This is a genomic window from Streptomyces sp. NPDC006529, assembly GCF_040611795.1.
GTDB lineage: Bacteria > Actinomycetota > Actinomycetes > Streptomycetales > Streptomycetaceae > Streptomyces.
This window is the reverse complement of record NZ_JBEXPB010000036.1, coordinates 55,129-68,694: the sequence shown is the minus strand read 5'-3', so window position 1 is coordinate 68,694 and position 13,566 is coordinate 55,129. Positions and strand designations below refer to the sequence as shown.

The 13,566-nt window shown below is 73.6% G+C and carries 17 protein-coding genes; 8 read left to right on the top strand and 9 right to left on the bottom strand.

From position 1 onward, the window contains the following. Positions 1-134: 134 nt before the first annotated feature. A complete protein-coding gene (locus tag ABZY31_RS23125; protein WP_356413229.1) occupies positions 135-1,082 on the bottom strand; it encodes a tellurite resistance/C4-dicarboxylate transporter family protein in 948 nt (315 codons plus the stop codon). A 111-nt stretch (positions 1,083-1,193) separates the two neighbouring features. On the opposite strand from ABZY31_RS23125, the gene ABZY31_RS23120 reads away from it, so the two are divergent. After that, positions 1,194-2,408, top strand: a complete 1,215-nt coding sequence (locus tag ABZY31_RS23120; RefSeq protein WP_356413227.1) for an AI-2E family transporter — start codon at positions 1,194-1,196, stop codon at positions 2,406-2,408. Positions 2,409-2,432: 24 nt separating this feature from the next. On the opposite strand, the gene ABZY31_RS23115 is transcribed toward ABZY31_RS23120, so the two are convergent. Next, a complete protein-coding gene (locus ABZY31_RS23115; RefSeq protein WP_356413226.1) occupies positions 2,433-3,530 on the bottom strand; it encodes an alpha/beta hydrolase-fold protein in 1,098 nt (365 codons plus the stop codon). 270 nt (positions 3,531-3,800) lie between these two features. Here ABZY31_RS23115 and ABZY31_RS23110 point away from each other — a divergent pair, with 270 nt between their 5' ends. The 3 genes from ABZY31_RS23110 to ABZY31_RS23100 are packed head-to-tail and all read left to right on the top strand — an operon-like array spanning position 3,801 to position 5,541. Further along, positions 3,801-4,229, top strand: a complete 429-nt coding sequence (locus ABZY31_RS23110) for a hypothetical protein (RefSeq protein ID WP_356413224.1) — start codon at positions 3,801-3,803, stop codon at positions 4,227-4,229. Beyond that, positions 4,223-4,516, top strand: a complete 294-nt coding sequence (locus ABZY31_RS23105; RefSeq protein ID WP_356413222.1) for a helix-turn-helix transcriptional regulator — start codon at positions 4,223-4,225, stop codon at positions 4,514-4,516. The genes ABZY31_RS23110 and ABZY31_RS23105 overlap by 7 nt, the downstream gene beginning before the upstream one ends. Further along, the gene (locus ABZY31_RS23100) at positions 4,513-5,541 is read left to right on the top strand and encodes an NAD(P)-dependent alcohol dehydrogenase (RefSeq protein WP_356413220.1); all 1,029 of its coding nucleotides are present in this window, start codon (positions 4,513-4,515) and stop codon (positions 5,539-5,541) included. The genes ABZY31_RS23105 and ABZY31_RS23100 overlap by 4 nt, the downstream gene beginning before the upstream one ends. On the opposite strand, the gene ABZY31_RS23095 is transcribed toward ABZY31_RS23100, so the two are convergent. The 3 genes from ABZY31_RS23095 to ABZY31_RS23085 form a co-directional block, all read right to left on the bottom strand. After that, complete coding sequence (locus ABZY31_RS23095; protein WP_356413218.1) at positions 5,538-5,948, bottom strand: GntR family transcriptional regulator; 411 nt, start codon at positions 5,946-5,948, stop codon at positions 5,538-5,540. The genes ABZY31_RS23100 and ABZY31_RS23095 overlap by 4 nt on opposite strands. 64 nt (positions 5,949-6,012) lie before the next feature. Further along, on the bottom strand, positions 6,013-7,002 hold the full coding sequence (locus tag ABZY31_RS23090; protein ID WP_356413216.1) for an ABC transporter permease: 990 nt from the start codon (positions 7,000-7,002) through the stop codon (positions 6,013-6,015). Then, on the bottom strand, positions 6,999-7,934 hold the full coding sequence (locus tag ABZY31_RS23085) for an ABC transporter ATP-binding protein (protein ID WP_356413214.1): 936 nt from the start codon (positions 7,932-7,934) through the stop codon (positions 6,999-7,001). The genes ABZY31_RS23090 and ABZY31_RS23085 overlap by 4 nt, the downstream gene beginning before the upstream one ends. Before the next feature lie 176 nt (positions 7,935-8,110). Between ABZY31_RS23085 and ABZY31_RS23080 the strand changes: the two genes are divergently transcribed. The 3 genes from ABZY31_RS23080 (at position 8,111) to ABZY31_RS23070 (ending at position 9,411) form a co-directional block, all read left to right on the top strand. Further along, positions 8,111-8,506 carry a VOC family protein gene (locus ABZY31_RS23080; protein ID WP_356413235.1) on the top strand — a complete coding sequence of 132 codons (396 nt, stop codon included), beginning with the start codon at positions 8,111-8,113 and terminating at the stop codon, positions 8,504-8,506. A gap of 129 nt (positions 8,507-8,635) precedes the next feature. Then, on the top strand, positions 8,636-8,824 hold the full coding sequence (locus tag ABZY31_RS23075; RefSeq protein ID WP_356413213.1) for a DUF6381 family protein: 189 nt from the start codon (positions 8,636-8,638) through the stop codon (positions 8,822-8,824). 131 nt (positions 8,825-8,955) lie between these two features. Then, complete coding sequence (locus ABZY31_RS23070; protein ID WP_356413211.1) at positions 8,956-9,411, top strand: hypothetical protein; 456 nt, start codon at positions 8,956-8,958, stop codon at positions 9,409-9,411. A 28-nt stretch (positions 9,412-9,439) separates the two neighbouring features. Here the strand turns inward: ABZY31_RS23070 and ABZY31_RS23065 are convergent, their stop codons facing one another. Then, entirely contained in the window at positions 9,440-10,807 is a 1,368-nt protein-coding gene (locus ABZY31_RS23065; RefSeq protein ID WP_356413210.1) for a M64 family metallopeptidase, read from the bottom strand. A gap of 152 nt (positions 10,808-10,959) precedes the next feature. On the opposite strand from ABZY31_RS23065, the gene ABZY31_RS23060 reads away from it, so the two are divergent. After that, the gene (locus tag ABZY31_RS23060) at positions 10,960-12,330 is read left to right on the top strand and encodes a tetratricopeptide repeat protein (RefSeq protein WP_356413208.1); all 1,371 of its coding nucleotides are present in this window, start codon (positions 10,960-10,962) and stop codon (positions 12,328-12,330) included. Between the two features lie 125 nt (positions 12,331-12,455). Here the strand turns inward: ABZY31_RS23060 and ABZY31_RS23055 are convergent, their stop codons facing one another. Genes ABZY31_RS23055 through ABZY31_RS23045 form a run of 3 tightly spaced genes read right to left on the bottom strand, consistent with a single transcriptional unit; the run spans position 12,456 to position 13,555 of the window. Then, on the bottom strand, positions 12,456-12,785 hold the full coding sequence (locus ABZY31_RS23055; RefSeq protein ID WP_356413206.1) for a TcmI family type II polyketide cyclase: 330 nt from the start codon (positions 12,783-12,785) through the stop codon (positions 12,456-12,458). A 34-nt stretch (positions 12,786-12,819) separates the two neighbouring features. Then, the gene (locus tag ABZY31_RS23050; RefSeq protein ID WP_356413204.1) at positions 12,820-13,299 is read right to left on the bottom strand and encodes an SRPBCC family protein; all 480 of its coding nucleotides are present in this window, start codon (positions 13,297-13,299) and stop codon (positions 12,820-12,822) included. 1 nt (position 13,300) lies between these two features. Continuing rightward, positions 13,301-13,555: an acyl carrier protein gene (locus ABZY31_RS23045; RefSeq protein ID WP_356413202.1), complete on the bottom strand. Its 255-nt coding sequence runs from the start codon at positions 13,553-13,555 to the stop codon at positions 13,301-13,303. Positions 13,556-13,566: the final 11 nt, after the last annotated feature.

Genomic DNA, 13,566 nt, shown 5'->3' with positions numbered 1-13,566 from the left:
CCGGGGCGGGGCCGGCGGGGGCGCGCGGGCCGCCGCCTCCGCCCCCCGCCCCCTTCAACGCCCCCCGGGGGGGGGGGGGGGGGGCCCGGCCCCCCCCCCCCCCCCCCCCGCGGCCGTGCCGGGACCCGGCGGGGTCACCGCTCGCGCGCCCCGCCGGGGCGGGTCGCCACCAGGGCGGCGAAGGTCAGCAGCCAGGCTGCCAGCGCGATCCACAGCAGGACCTCGCCGAGCGGCCGCAGCCAGCCGACTCCGGTCGGGCCGGCCGCCGAGAGGCAGGCCGCGGCGGTCATGCCGAGCGGGAAGACGGTCGCCCAACGCCGGATGTCGTAGCGCGGGCGAGGACGGACCAGCTCGGCGGTCAGCAGGACCGCGTACCAGGCGAGCGCGAGGGCCAGGGTCACCAGGGTGGCGGTACGCAGGGCGGTGTGGGCCCAACCGCCCCAGACGGGTGACGCGGTGAGATGGGCGGCGGACAGTGCGCAGACGGCGAGCGCGCCGCCCGCGATCCAGTGGTCGCCCGCGCCGCGCGCCACCTCCCGGAAGTCGAACCGGACGAGAGCCTCGGCGTAGAGCAGCTGGCCGAGGCAGAACGCGCCGAGCGCCGCCCACGCCAGCCAGTCCCGGCCGCTGTCGGCGGCCACCACCGCCGCGAGGACGGACAGCGCCTGGGTGGCGACGCAGACGAGGAACGCCGCACCGGGCGCGCCCCGGCGCCAGTGCCGCAGGACCCCGGCCATGAGTGCGGGCCAGAGCAGCACGGCCAGGACCAGCAGCGCGGCGGCGACCGCCCGCAAGCCCAGCGCGGACAGCCGCGCGCCGAGGACGGAGGTGGCGGCGACGGCGGTGAGCGCCGCCGGGGTGTCGGCCTCGGACCGGAAGCGCCCGCGGTCGCCGAACAGCCGGAGCGCGAAGTCGGTGGCCAGCACGAGCCACAGGACCGCGGCGACGGCCAGCGCGGCGAGCGAGGCCGCTTCCCGGCCGATCAGGTGCAGGCCGACCGAGATGATGCCGGCGGCCATGACGGCGGCGCCCGCCGCCGGGGGCAGGCCGGCCCACCGGCGGGGTCCGGGTACGCGGTTCACTCTTCCAGCGGACACGACGGCCGCCCGGTGCGCGAACGCAGGGGGCCATTGGGGGCAACGCCTGGCCCCGCCCGTGAGGCGGGTGCGCGGGCCGGGCCTTTTGATGGCCTCATGGCGGACCATCGGCGGGACGAGGGGGCGGCCGGCCCGTCGGCCCTGACCAGGAGATCGACGACGCGGGCGGTACGGCGCTCCACCGGCCGCACCGTGCGCTCCGGAGGCCCCGGACGCGCGGGACGGCAGCGGATCCCCACCGCGCCCGGGCGGTACCGGACGTATCCGGCGGGCTCGGCGCGCGTGTCACCGCTGCTGCGCACCGCAGCCGCGCACGCCTGGCGGCTGCTGGCCGTGGCGGCCGTGGCCTACGGCGTCTTCGTCGTCCTGGGGCGCTTCCACGAGATCGGGCTCGCCGTCTTCCTCGCCCTCGTCGCGACGGCGCTGCTGCGCCCGGCCGCGAACGTCCTCGCCCGGTGGATCCCGCGGCCCCTCGCGGTGGCGTGCGTCCTGCTGGGCTCCCTCGTGCTCGTGCTCGGCGCGCTGGCGTTCGTGGGCGAGACGGTGGCGAGCCAGTGGAACGACCTCGTCGCGGAGTTCAGGGACGGGCTGCTGCGGATCGAGCCGTGGCTGGAACGGGCACCCTTCCGCCTGGATCCGCACGCGCTCAGCGACGCTCAGGCCCGGCTCGGCTCGTACCTCTCCAGCCATCGGGCCACGCTGCTCGACACGGCCCTGAGCGGGGCGGGGCGGCTGGTGCAGGCGCTGACCGTGATCGCCCTGGCCCTCTTCTGCTCGGTCTTCTTCATCCACTCGGGCGACCGGCAGTGGGGCTGGTTCTGCGCCCAGTTGCCCCGGGACGCGCGGGAGCGGGTCGCGGTCGCGGGGCGGGCGGCGTGGCGGACGTTCACCGGGTACACCCACGGCATCGTGCTGGTGGCCGGCACCAACGCCGTGCTCGTGTGCATCGCGCTGCTGCTGCTCGGGGTGCCGCTGGCGGTACCGCTCGCCCTGCTGGAGTTCTTCGCCGCGTTCATCCCGCTGGTCGGCTCCCCGGTGGCGCTCGCCGTGGCCGCCGTCGTGGCGCTCGCCGTCAAGGGGCCGCTGATCGCCGCCCTGGTGGTCGTGCTGATCGTGGTCATCGGCCAGATCGAGGGGCACCTGCTGCACCCGCTGGTGATGAGCTGGGCCGTGCGGCTGCACCCCGTGGTGGTGGCGCTGTCCGTGATCGCGGGGGCCATCGCCGCCGGGGTGGTGGGCGCGGTGGTGGCGGTACCGCTGGTCTCGGTCCTGTGGTCGGTCCGCCAGACGCTGCGCGCCCCCGGCCCGTAGCGGGATCCCGCGCGGCTCCGGCCGTCACTTGCCCAGGCGGGCGCCCATCCACTCCAGGGCGGGCGGGATCTCCCGGCGCCAGGTGTTGAAGCCGTGGCCGCCGCTGTCGAGGGTGATCGAGGAGACGTTCGCGCGGCCCTTGGCCTTCTCGATGAACTCCCGCGTCGGCTTGAGGTTGGACTCGCCGATGAGGGAGGTGGTCACCAGGAAGGAGGACTTGCCCTTCGGCAGCTGCTCCAGGTTCGTCATCAGGTCGGAGCGCTTCTCCAGCTTCTTGTCACCGTGGAAGAGGTCACCGGACTGCGCGTCCACCTCGGGCTTGTAGTCGGCCGACAGGCCGACCGCCACCGAGTAGCTCTCCTGGTGCTGGAGCCCCATCTTCAGCGCGCAGTAGCCGCCGGTGGAGTCGCCGATGATGCCCCAGTTCCTGGGTCCGGTGCCGGTCCGGTAGGTCCGGGAGAGCGTCCGGGGCAGGTCGGTCCCGAAGAAGGTCTCCGTGGCCGGGCCGCCCGGGATGTCGATGCACTGCGAGTTGAACGGCACGACGGTGGGCCGCATCATCACCAGGATCATTGGCGGCATCTTCTTCTCCTTGGCCAGCGTCCACGCCGTCCTCGGGTAGCGCAGGTTGCGGACCAGGTTCTCGGCCATGCCCGGGTAGCCGGTGAGGACGACGGCGGCGGGGAACGTCCGCTGCTCGTTCCCCTTCTGGAAGTACTCCGGCGGCAGGTACACGTACGCCTCCCCGCCCTGCCGGGACTTCTCGCCCTGCAGCACGACCTTCTCGACCACCCCGGCCGAGCGGGGATCGGCGCTGCCGGGGACCTCGGGCTTCTGCCGGCCGAGGACCTTGACGGACGCGCCGCCGGGCGCCCCACCGCTCTGCGGGACTTGCGTCTTCTGGCCGGCGAACAGGTCGCCCCACGATCCGTAGAGCAGGAAGGTCCGGTTCGCCACGAGTCCGACCGAGGCCAGGACCAGCACCTGCGCGGTGAGGATCAGGCCGACGCGCCCCAGCACGGCCCGTCCGCTGCGGCGCGCGAGCCGGGGCCACAGCCACACCGCTGCCGCGAACACCCCCACGGTGCCCAGCAGGACCGTCACCAGGAACGCGTTACTCATCAGACTCACGGATCAGAACTGCTCTCTGCGTGGGAGCGGGCCGGGCCGCGGGCCCGGGCGCACCCGCGTCGGTGCGCGTCAGGGTAGAGCGCCGTGCGTGACGATCCGTTCCATATCGGGGCCCCCGACTCGTCCGGGCGGGTGACGCATGCCCTTCACCTCCCCGTGAAGTAAAGAATCGTTGACATGAGGTCAAGCAGACCGTACGTTCCAGGTGTCAAAGATGTTTTACATGGCGTGGGACGCCCCGCACGGGAACGGAGAGCGCACGTGTCGTTCGAAGAGAAGCGCGCCTGGACCACGGGGCTGGTGGCCGTCGCGGCGTACGCGGTCTACGTCGCCCTGGTGCTGGGCCGGGCGGGGGGCGGCTCCCCCGTCGGCGTGGCGTACGCCCCCCTGATGCTGTGGTCGATCGGCGGGGCGATCGGGACCACGATCGCGGTCAACATCGCCGTCGGCATCGGCTCGCCGGGGAGCGGCCGCAGAACGGATCAGCGCGACCGGGAGATCGGCCGGTTCGGGCAGCACGTCGGACAGTGGTTCCTGGTCCTGGGCGGCGTCACGGCGCTGCTGATGGCGATGGCCGAGCTGGACTACTTCTGGATCGCCAACGTCGTCTACCTGGCCTTCGTCCTGTCGGCGGTGCTCGGTTCCACGGCGCGGATCGCCGCCTACCGGTGGGGGTTCCAGGGATGGTGAAGCCGACGGAGGTCACCAACAGCATCCGCGCCCTGCGGTTCGCGCACGGGGAGATGACCCAGGCCGAGCTGGCGGACCGCACCGGCGTGACGCGCCAGACGGTCATCGCGATCGAGAAGGGGCGCTACTCCCCCTCGCTCCAGATGGCGTTCCGGATCGCCCGCGTCTTCGGGGTCCCCCTGGAAGAGGTCTTCCAGTACCCGGACGACGAGGACGCGGCAGGCAGCGGCAAGACCACCGGCCCGACACAGGGCACCGAAGGCGACCACGGGGACGGCACACGATGAAGGCCATCGTTCAGGACGCGTACGGCACGGCCGACGCGATGCGGTTCGACCCCGACGTGGAGCGGCCCGTGCCCGGGGACGACGATGTCCTCGTGCGGGTGCGCGCCGCCGGGGTCGACGCGGGCGTCTGCCATCTGATGACGGGAACGCCCTATCCGGTCCGGCTCATGGGCTACGGACTGCGGCGGCCCGGACAGCGCGTCCCGGGCATGGACCTCGCCGGGACGGCCGAGCAGGTCGGCGCGAAGGTGACGCGGCTGCGGCCCGGCGACGAGGTGTTCGGGGTCGGCAAGGGGGCCTTCGCCGAGTACGCGTGCGCGCCGCAGGCGACCCTCGCTCCCAAGCCGCCCTCCCTGAGCTTCGAACAGGCCGCCGCGCTGCCGGTGTCCGGGCTCACGGCCCTGCAAGCCCTGCGGGACGTCGGCCGGTTGGCGGCGGGGCAGCGGGTGCTGGTCATCGGGGCCTCCGGGGGCGTCGGATCGTACGCCGTACAGCTCGCCAAGGCGTACGGCGCGGACGTGACGGGGGTGTGCGGCACCGCGAAGGCGGATCTGGTGCGCTCGCTGGGCGCGGACCGCGTCATCGACTACACGCGGGAGGACATCGCGGGCGGTGCGGGCGCGGGGGACGGGGCCCCGCGCCGCTACGACCTCGTCCTCGACCTGGCGGGGGGCCGGCCGGTGTCCCGGCTACGCACGGTCCTCGCCCCCCGGGGGACGCTCGTGCTGGTGGGCGACGAGACCGGGGGGCGGTGGACCGGCGGGATGGGGCGGCTGCTGGGGGCCGCACTGCTGTCGCCGTTCGTCGGCCAGCGGTTGCGGCCGATGGTCGCGGTGCCCAGATACGAGGACCTGCTGGTGCTCGCCGAGTTTGTCGGGGCGGGGCTGGTGACCCCCGCCCTGGACCGGACGTACCCGCTGCGCGAGGCCCCGGAGGCCGTCCGGAGCCTGGCGGAGCACCGGGTCCGCGGCAAGTCGGTCGTCACCGTCGGACCGGCCGCGGCGGCAGGAGAGGCTCTCCCCTAGCCTTCCGCGTCCGGCTCCCCGCGGGCCGCCGGGAAGGTCTCGGCGAGCACCCCGTCGAACAGGGTGGTCACCTCCTCTGCGGACAGGCCCTCGTCCCGCGCCTCGCCCATCCACTCCGCGAGCCGCGCGCGCAGCACGGATCCGGGACCGGTTCCGGGGGTGACCAGGGTGCGGGTGATGAACGTGCCCGCGCCCTGGCGCACTTCGACCAGCCCGGCCCGTTCCAGCTCCCGGTAGGCCTTCAGCGTGGTGTTGGGGTTGACCTTCGTACTGGCCGCCACCTGTGCCGCGGTGGGCAGCTTGTCCCCTTCGACCAGGGCGCCCATCCGCAGCGCCTGCTCCACCTGCGAGACGATCTGGAGGTAGGTGGGCAGACCTGCCCGGCGTTCGATACGGAACACGACCACGTGGTCCTGCCTCCTCGCTCGTCGTTCGGTTGCTGCTGTCGCATGCCGGCGGGTGCCGTTCGTGCTAGCGCGGGAACCGGCGGTTCCACCACAGGGCCAGGCCGGTCGCGGCGGCGGCCAGGACGAGGTAGATCCCCGCCTCGGTCCACTGCATGACGGCCATCTGGTCGTAACTGAAATACTCCCAGACCGAGTTGACGATGCCGAGCTTGGCACGGCAGGCGTCCGGGGCCGCGTCGTGCACGCAGGTGCCGAAGCCGTAGAGCTTGCCGGAGGCGGTGCCCACCCACTGGTCCGTCTGCACCGCACGGTCGAGCACGGGGTAGTCACCGCCGAACGGGTACGTGATGCGGTGCGGGGTGGCCAGCTGGAACCGGAACTCCTGGAGCGCGAAGGTGACCGCGGCGGCGGCGAAGTAGGTGAGGGCCATCGCGGCCACGGTGCGCCGCACCACGACCCCGATGGCGATGCCCAGCGCGGTGGTGAACAGGGTCGTCGCGACCAGGACCGGCCCGGTGGCGCCGAAGACCGACCCCTGGAGCCAGTCGCCCGCGCCGAAGGGGGCGATGGAATGCCACCACCAGGTGTGCAGCGCGCTCAGCGTCCCGGTGCTGACGACGGCCAGGACCAGGGCGAAGAGCAGTTTCCAGCGCAGCCACTGCCCGCGGGTCACCGACTGGGTGGTGACGAGGCCCGCCGTGCCCGCTTCCCGGTCCGCCGCGATCAGCGGGGCGCCGAGGAAGACGCCGAGGAGGACGGGCAGCTGGGTCAGGTAGGCGCCGTAGCTGTTGAAGTCGTTGCCGACCCGGTTGGAGACTTCCGAGTCCTTCAGGGCGCCGGGCCAGCCGGCGGCGTGCAGGACATCGAGCATCGCGCCCCGCTGGTAGACGGTCCAGGCGGCGCCGAGGACGGTCAGCGCGACGACGGCGATCAGGACGGTGCGGTGCTGGCGCGCGACGAGCCACGCCAGACCGCGCAGCCGGCCGGGGCGGCCCGGGGCGGTTCCCTGACGGGCGGGTCCGTGGTCGGTGGTGTGCCGGGTGAGCGCGCTCATGCCGCGCCTTCCTCTCGGTGGGTGGGAACGGCGGCCGGGGACAGCAGTGCGGGCGCCTGCGGCGAGCGGAGGTAGGCGAGGAGGACTTCCTCCATCGCGGGTTCGAGACGCTGCCAGTCGCCGCTGAGGGCTCCTTGGCGCCGCACCATCGCGGTGAACTGCCGTCCGGCGGTGCGGGCTTCGATGACGGTGTGGTCGTGGAGCGCCGCGGGCAGCTCCCCGTCGGCGGTCACCCCCGTGACCACGGAGTGCATGGCCACCAGTTCGTCGGCCTCACCCGCCATGCGGACCCGGCCGTCGGCGAGGACCAGGACGTAGTCGCACATGCCCTCCAGCTCCGCCAGGATGTGGGAGGACATGACGACGGTGGTGCCGTGTTCGGCCGCCTCCGCCATCAGCAGGGCGCCCATCTCGTCCCGGGCCACCGGGTCGAGGTCGGCCAACGGCTCGTCCAGGAGCAGGAGTTCGGGGCGCTTGCCGAAGGCGAGCGCGAGGGCCACGCGGGTGCGCTGGCCGCCCGAGAGCCGACCGGTGCGGGCGGTCGTCTCGATCCGGCCCTCCGCCACGATCCGCTCGGCGGTGTCCTGGTCCCAGCCCGGGTTGAGTTCCCGGCCCATCCGCAGGTGGTCCGCGACGGTGAACCGCTTGAAGAGCGGCTTGTCCTGGGCCAGGTAGGACCAGCGGGGCATCCCGGCCGGAGTTCCGGCGGGGACCCCGAAGATCCGCAGCTCCCCCTCCGTCGGCCGGTCCAGCCCGGCCGCCAGGCCCAGCAGGGTGCTCTTGCCCGCACCGTTCGGCCCCACCAGGGCGCAGACCCGCCCGGCCGGGATCCGGAACGAGCAGTCCCGCAGCGCCCATCCGCGCCGGTACTTCTTTCCCAGGCCGTCTGACTCCACGGCCCACCGGGCACGTGCCGTGCCGGAAGTGGTCATGTTCCGCACACCCCCCTTTCCATCAATCCACTATGTGACTAGTGGATTGATGATGGAGTCGGCCGATCTCTCCTGTCAACCTCCCCCGGGACGAACGTCCAGGTGGAGGGCGGACGGGCGGCCGGGGCAGGGCTCCCGCAGGGGCGTGCCCTAGGCTCCACGGCATGAAAATCAGCATGGAACTCACTCAGATCCGCCTGCTGGTCACGGACTTTCCGGCCTGCTACCGCTTCTACCGGGACGTGCTCGGCCTCATCCCGCAGGCCGACGACGAGCGGGGGCCCTACGCCAAGCTCTCTCCCGACGGCGGCAGCGCCGCTATCGCCCTCCACGACCGGTCCCTGATGACCGCCGTGGTCGGAGCGCTCGCGGACGCGCCCGCCGGCCACCGGGCGCTGATCGCGCTCCGGGTCGACGACCTCGATGCCGCGCACGCGGAACTCACCGCGCGCGGCGCCGCGTTCCTGCGGGAGCCGGTCGCACTGGGCGACCGGCTCCGAGTGGCACACCTCGCCGACCCCGAGGGCAACCTGGTCGAGCTGCAGGAGTGGACGCGGGCGCTCCCCGCGTAGGCCGCTGCGACCCGGCGGACCGCCACCCCGGGGCGCCTGGTCACGCTCCGTGATGCTCCGGGATGCGGATGCGCCGCGCTGCTGCTTCGCTGAATGCGCCCGCTGTCCCCGTCGACCAGAGGAGCGATCATGAGCGGTGCAGGCGAGCCCGGCGGCCGGGCGGGGCAGCTGCGCGCGAAGGCGCGGGAACTGAGCGAGGCGGCCGAGCGGGCCGCCGACCCGCAGGACCGCGAGCGGCTCCGGGACAGGGCCCGGCGCCTGCGGGAGCAGAGCGAGCAGGAGAGCCGGATCGACGATCCGGGGATGGACCTCAGGTAGCCCCCCGGCCCGCCGACGGACCGACGGGCGGACGCGCCGACTGCCGGACGGGACCCCGCACCCCGCGCGGGGCACCGCGGTCGCTAGGATCACCTGTTTGTTCGAATATCCGGCGAAGCGGGGGTGCGTTGATGAGCGCGCAACTAAGAGATTTGGCAGCGGAGTTGGCCGCGGTGCTGTGGCGGGAGCACACCGTCTACCGCGACCGGTCGGGTGTGGTGGTGATCCGGGGGGATCACGTGCGGCGGTGGATCAGCCTGTCCTCGGGCGCCGGAGCCGACGAGGTGCTGCTGCGCGCCGGGCGCATCCTCGACGGCGGTACGACGGCCCCGGCCCGCTGCGAGGCGGTCGCCCGGCGCTCGGCCGGGACGGCCGAACTGGCCACGGCCTGCCGCCGGCTGCTGGCCGAGACGGCGTCGGGCCCCGCCGACGCGGCAGGCGCGGCGGGACCCCGTCGCGCCGGGCGCCCCCGGCGTGCCGGGCGCCGCTCCGGGCGGCGGCACACCGGTTTCACGTCGTGGCTGGTCGTCGCCTGCGTGGTGGGGCTGGTGGCCTACTACCTCCAGACCACCCGCGGCGTCTTCTAGCCCAAGGGAACTGCGGCGGGGTCCGCCCTCAGAGGCGGACCTGCCACTCGGCCGACGACCGCAGGCCGCGGGCGATCTCCGGGTCGCGCACGGAGGGCGTGCGGTCCTCGGCCGTGACGGTCAGCCGGTGCGGGCGCAGGTCGAAGAGCCACAGGTCGGCGACGCGTACGTCGGTCCGGCCCGCGAGCCGCTTCTGCTCCCGCCCGTCCAGGTACCAGCGCACCACCGGCTGCCGTCCGCCCTGGCCGGTCAGCCGGGGCACGGAGATCTTCGCGGTGTCCCGCAGGCGCAGCGTGCGCCCGGTCGGGGCGAGCGGGGTGACCAGGTGTGCGTGCTGGTGGAACCCGGCGATCATCGCCTCGACACCGGGCAGGTTGAAGGGCTTGCCGAGGACCCGCATGATCGAGGCGTCGGTGGGCCGGTAGAGACCGGAGACGAAGTAGCCGCCGCCCTCGTACGCGCCGACCGTGCCGCCGTCGGGCGAGGTCTCCCCCAGCCAGCGGTACCACTTGGCCCGCTGCCCGCCCATCGGACCGGCCGCCAGCGTCGAAGTGTTGGGGTCGACGGGCTCGGGACCGGTGTAGTGCTCGTACTCCGGGACGCCGGGGTAGAAGTACTCGTCGGCGAGCTTGCCCAGCGAGTGACCGGTCTCGTGGATGGCGACCTGGCCGGACTTCGGGTGGCCCGCCGAGGCGGTCGATATGCCCTCGTAGCCGAGGGTCGCGCTGCGCTCGTTGTAGCCCGCGCCGCCGTACTTGGCGCTGTTGGCGAGGACGATCACCAGGTCGGCGGCGGGCGCCTTCGCCACGTACCCGTCCACCTTCGGCTGGTCGACGCAGAGCAGCCGCTCGATCCCCTCGCACCAGAAGTACGAGCCGAGCGCGGTGTCGCGCACCGTCGTCGCGTCGGGGTCACCGGTGACCCCGGACTGCCGGGAGACAGCGTCGACCGTCCAGACGTTGAAGAGGTTGCGGTAGCTCGCGTAGGGCTCGACCGCGCTCAGCTCCGCCCACTTCTCCTTGGCGTCGGTGTGGAAGCGGTCCAGTTCGGCGGCGGTGTAGCCGTCACCCACGACCACGATGTCAAGGCGGTCGGCCACCGGACCGTTGTCGATCATCTTGGTGACCGCCCCGTCGGCCGTCCGCTCGGCCTCCGGGAGCCGCAGCGCGGGCTTCGCGCGGCCCTCGGACGGCACTTGTACCGACCCGGACCCGGCCGCCTCCCCGCGCTCCGGCCCGGGTACCTCCACGGGTACGCGGGTGGCGCCGGGCGGTGCGGCGGTCGGCCGCGGCGCGGGATCGGCGCTGGCGCCGCCCGGTCCGACGGCCAGCAGGGCGACGGTGGCGCAGCACGCCAGCGCGGTCGCGCGCAGGGCCGGGCGGATGACTGGTCTCATGAGGTGCCCCCGGGAACAGGAAGTTAAGCAGCCGGTTAAACAGACTGAATCGGATGCTTAAATTAGGGGGCGCGGGAGGCGTGCGCAATGGTCCGCACGCCCCAATACTGTTCGGTGAGCGTCGTGTTGGCGGGATGGACCAGGGAGCAACAATGGACGAACCGGCCGAGATCGGACGCAGGGTGCAGCGGCTGCGGGGCGAGCGCGGGCTGACCCAGAAGCAGTTGGCCGAGCCCTCCTACAGCGCCGCCTACGTCTCCACGCTGGAGTCCGGCCGGGTCCGGCCGTCCGAGACGGCCCTGCGCTTCCTCGCCGGGCGCCTGGACGTCAGCTACGAGGAACTGGCTACCGGCAGGCCCGCCCACCTGGCGACCGAGCTACGGCTCGCCCTCACCGACGCCCAGCGGGCACTGGCCACCGGCGACGCCGACGAGGCCGCCGACCACTACCGGCGGCTCCTGACCGAGGCCGAGGCCCTCGGCCTCACCGCGGAGCGGGCCGAGGCCCTGCTGGGCCTCGGCGACTGCGCGCTGGAAGCGGGTGAACTCGGCGACGCGGTGGCCCGGTTCGAGGAGGCGGAGCGACTGCTGGAGGGCGAGCCGCTGCACCGCCGGGCGCGCCCGATCCGGGGCCGCGCGGTGGCCATGCTGCTCGCCGGTGAACTGCGCTACGCCTGCTACCTCCTCGAATCGACCATCGACGAACTGAACGCGAGCGGACTGCCCGACCCGGAGGCGCTGCTGCTGCTCTACGCCGCCGTCATCGGGCCGTACATCGACATGGGCGCGCACGCCCGGGCCGCGCACGCGGCCGAACTCGCGCTGGCCCTCGCGCCCCGGGTCGGTGATCCGGCGCTGGTCGCGGGGATGCACCGGCAGGTGGCCCGGACCTTCCTCGCGGAGGGGCGGCCCGCCGACGCCGACGCCTCGCTGGCCAAGGCGCAGGCGATCTACCGCCAGTTGCGGCTGGGGACCGACCTGGCGCACTGCCACTGGATGCGGGGGTACGTACAGGCGCAGAACGGCGAACTCCAGGCGGCCGAAGCGGAGTTGCGCACGGCGCGGGACATGCTCGCTGCGCGCCGGGCCGCGCTCTACACGGCGCAGGTCGAGGTGGAGCTGGCCGACGTGCTGCGGCGCCTCGGCCGCCGCGAGGAGGCGGCGGCGCTGCTGTCGGAGCTGCTGGAGCTGGGCGACCGGCACGGCGCGGTGCACGCGGGCGGGGCGCACCGGCTGCTCGGGCTGATCGCCGAGGAGCGCGGGGACGCAGCGGCGGCCGAGGAGCACTACGTGCGGGCGCTGGCCCTGCTGGAGCGCAGCGGGGCCTCGGGGGACCTCGCCGACCTGTGCCGGCTGCTGGGTGACCTGCTGCGGCGCGCCGGGCGCACGGAGGCCGCGCTGGACGCGTACCGGACCGGGCTCGGCCACCGCGCGGCTCCGGGGACGACGACCCTCGGCCCCGCGCCCGCGGCCCCCGCCGGCGCACCGGGGCCGGCGACGGACGTGCTCCGGCTGCCCCGGTAGCACGACGGGCCGGGGCGGAGCGCCGTGCGGTGGGTACCGCGGCGCCCGTCCCGGCCCGGGGCCGTGCGGGTCGTACGGGGGCTGTCCGGCCGGACCGTCGGCCGGTCGCCGTGAGACGGTCGCCGTCAGCCTGCGGGGCGCTCCCAGCGGTAGAACCGCTGGGCCATCGCGTCCTTCGGCCCGCGCCAGGTGTCGGGGTCGTGCGGGCTGATGTAGCGGGAGAGGCTCTCGCTGAGGCTGCGGAACTCCGGATGGTCGGTGACCTGGGCGATGGCCGGGCCCGGCGCGCTGTCGGACTCGATCAAATGCATGTACACCTCGCCGAACTGGAACAGACTGCGGCGCCTGACGCCGACCAGGTGGGGCAGCTCGCCCGCGTCCGAGGCCGCGAACAGATCGGCGATGTCGGGTGCGGAACCGGGCGCCATGCGGGCCACGATGAGCGCTTGGTGCATCGGAGGGGACGGCCTTTCTGCGCGGGGTGGCGGGTCAGCGGCTGCCGGCGACGGGGACGGGGTTCTCCCGGCTGTGCTGCTCGATCTTCTCGCGGATGAGTTCCATCTGGATCCGGGAGTTGTGGTTGATCCGGTCCGTCATGCCCGCATCGTCGATGGGGGCCTCCGGCTTCATCGCGAAGTCCTGCACCCAGCGCATCCGGGTGCCGCCGGGGACGGGGGCGTACTCCCAGTGGATGTTCATGTGCGCGAACGGTCCGGTCTCGACGCGGCGGGCCCGGACGGTCAGGCCGTCGCGGTCGACGGTGCGCTCGGAGACCCAGCTCCACACGACGCCGTTCTCGTCCGGGTGCATCGCCAGCCGGAACCGGGTGGTGTCGCCGGCCTCTTCGAGGATGTCGATCGACGCGTACTCGCTGAAGAGCCGCGGCCAGTTGGGGAGGTCGTTGGTCATCTCCCAGACGAGGTCGACGGGCGCCTTGACGGTGATCTCGTTGTCGGTGTGGCCGGCCATGTCAGGCTCCCGTCATCAGGCTGCTGTTGACCAGGTCGAGGAATTCGGCGGGGCTCTTGCAGCGGTCCGCGTCGGCGGGCAGCGCGCGGCCGCGCCGGTTCTCCAGTTCACCGACGATGCCGAGCAGCCCCAGCGAGTCGAGGCCGTAGTCGTCGAACACGGCGTCCGGACGGCTCGCCAGCTCGGCGGGGTCGACGGTGATGCCGGCGGTCTTCATCAGGGCCGCCAGTTCTTCCAGGGTGAGTCGGTCGGACATGGTGGGTGCCT

Excerpts from the sequence above, each read along its gene's own strand:
- ABZY31_RS23120 (WP_356413227.1), top strand. The coding sequence starts at position 1,194 with ATGGCGGACCATCGGCGGGACGAGGGGGCGGCCGGCCCGTCGGCCCTG.
- ABZY31_RS23115 (WP_356413226.1), bottom strand. The coding sequence starts at position 3,530 with ATGAGTAACGCGTTCCTGGTGACGGTCCTGCTGGGCACCGTGGGGGTG.
- ABZY31_RS23105 (WP_356413222.1), top strand. The coding sequence starts at position 4,223 with ATGGTGAAGCCGACGGAGGTCACCAACAGCATCCGCGCCCTGCGGTTC.
- ABZY31_RS23100 (WP_356413220.1), top strand. The coding sequence starts at position 4,513 with ATGAAGGCCATCGTTCAGGACGCGTACGGCACGGCCGACGCGATGCGG.
- ABZY31_RS23090 (WP_356413216.1), bottom strand. The coding sequence starts at position 7,002 with ATGAGCGCGCTCACCCGGCACACCACCGACCACGGACCCGCCCGTCAG.
- ABZY31_RS23085 (WP_356413214.1), bottom strand. The coding sequence starts at position 7,934 with ATGACCACTTCCGGCACGGCACGTGCCCGGTGGGCCGTGGAGTCAGAC.
- ABZY31_RS23080 (WP_356413235.1), top strand. The coding sequence starts at position 8,111 with ATGGAACTCACTCAGATCCGCCTGCTGGTCACGGACTTTCCGGCCTGC.
- ABZY31_RS23075 (WP_356413213.1), top strand. The coding sequence starts at position 8,636 with ATGAGCGGTGCAGGCGAGCCCGGCGGCCGGGCGGGGCAGCTGCGCGCG.
- ABZY31_RS23070 (WP_356413211.1), top strand. The coding sequence starts at position 8,956 with ATGAGCGCGCAACTAAGAGATTTGGCAGCGGAGTTGGCCGCGGTGCTG.
- ABZY31_RS23065 (WP_356413210.1), bottom strand. The coding sequence starts at position 10,807 with ATGAGACCAGTCATCCGCCCGGCCCTGCGCGCGACCGCGCTGGCGTGC.
- ABZY31_RS23060 (WP_356413208.1), top strand. The coding sequence starts at position 10,960 with ATGGACGAACCGGCCGAGATCGGACGCAGGGTGCAGCGGCTGCGGGGC.
- ABZY31_RS23055 (WP_356413206.1), bottom strand. The coding sequence starts at position 12,785 with ATGCACCAAGCGCTCATCGTGGCCCGCATGGCGCCCGGTTCCGCACCC.
- ABZY31_RS23050 (WP_356413204.1), bottom strand. The coding sequence starts at position 13,299 with ATGGCCGGCCACACCGACAACGAGATCACCGTCAAGGCGCCCGTCGAC.
- ABZY31_RS23045 (WP_356413202.1), bottom strand. The coding sequence starts at position 13,555 with ATGTCCGACCGACTCACCCTGGAAGAACTGGCGGCCCTGATGAAGACC.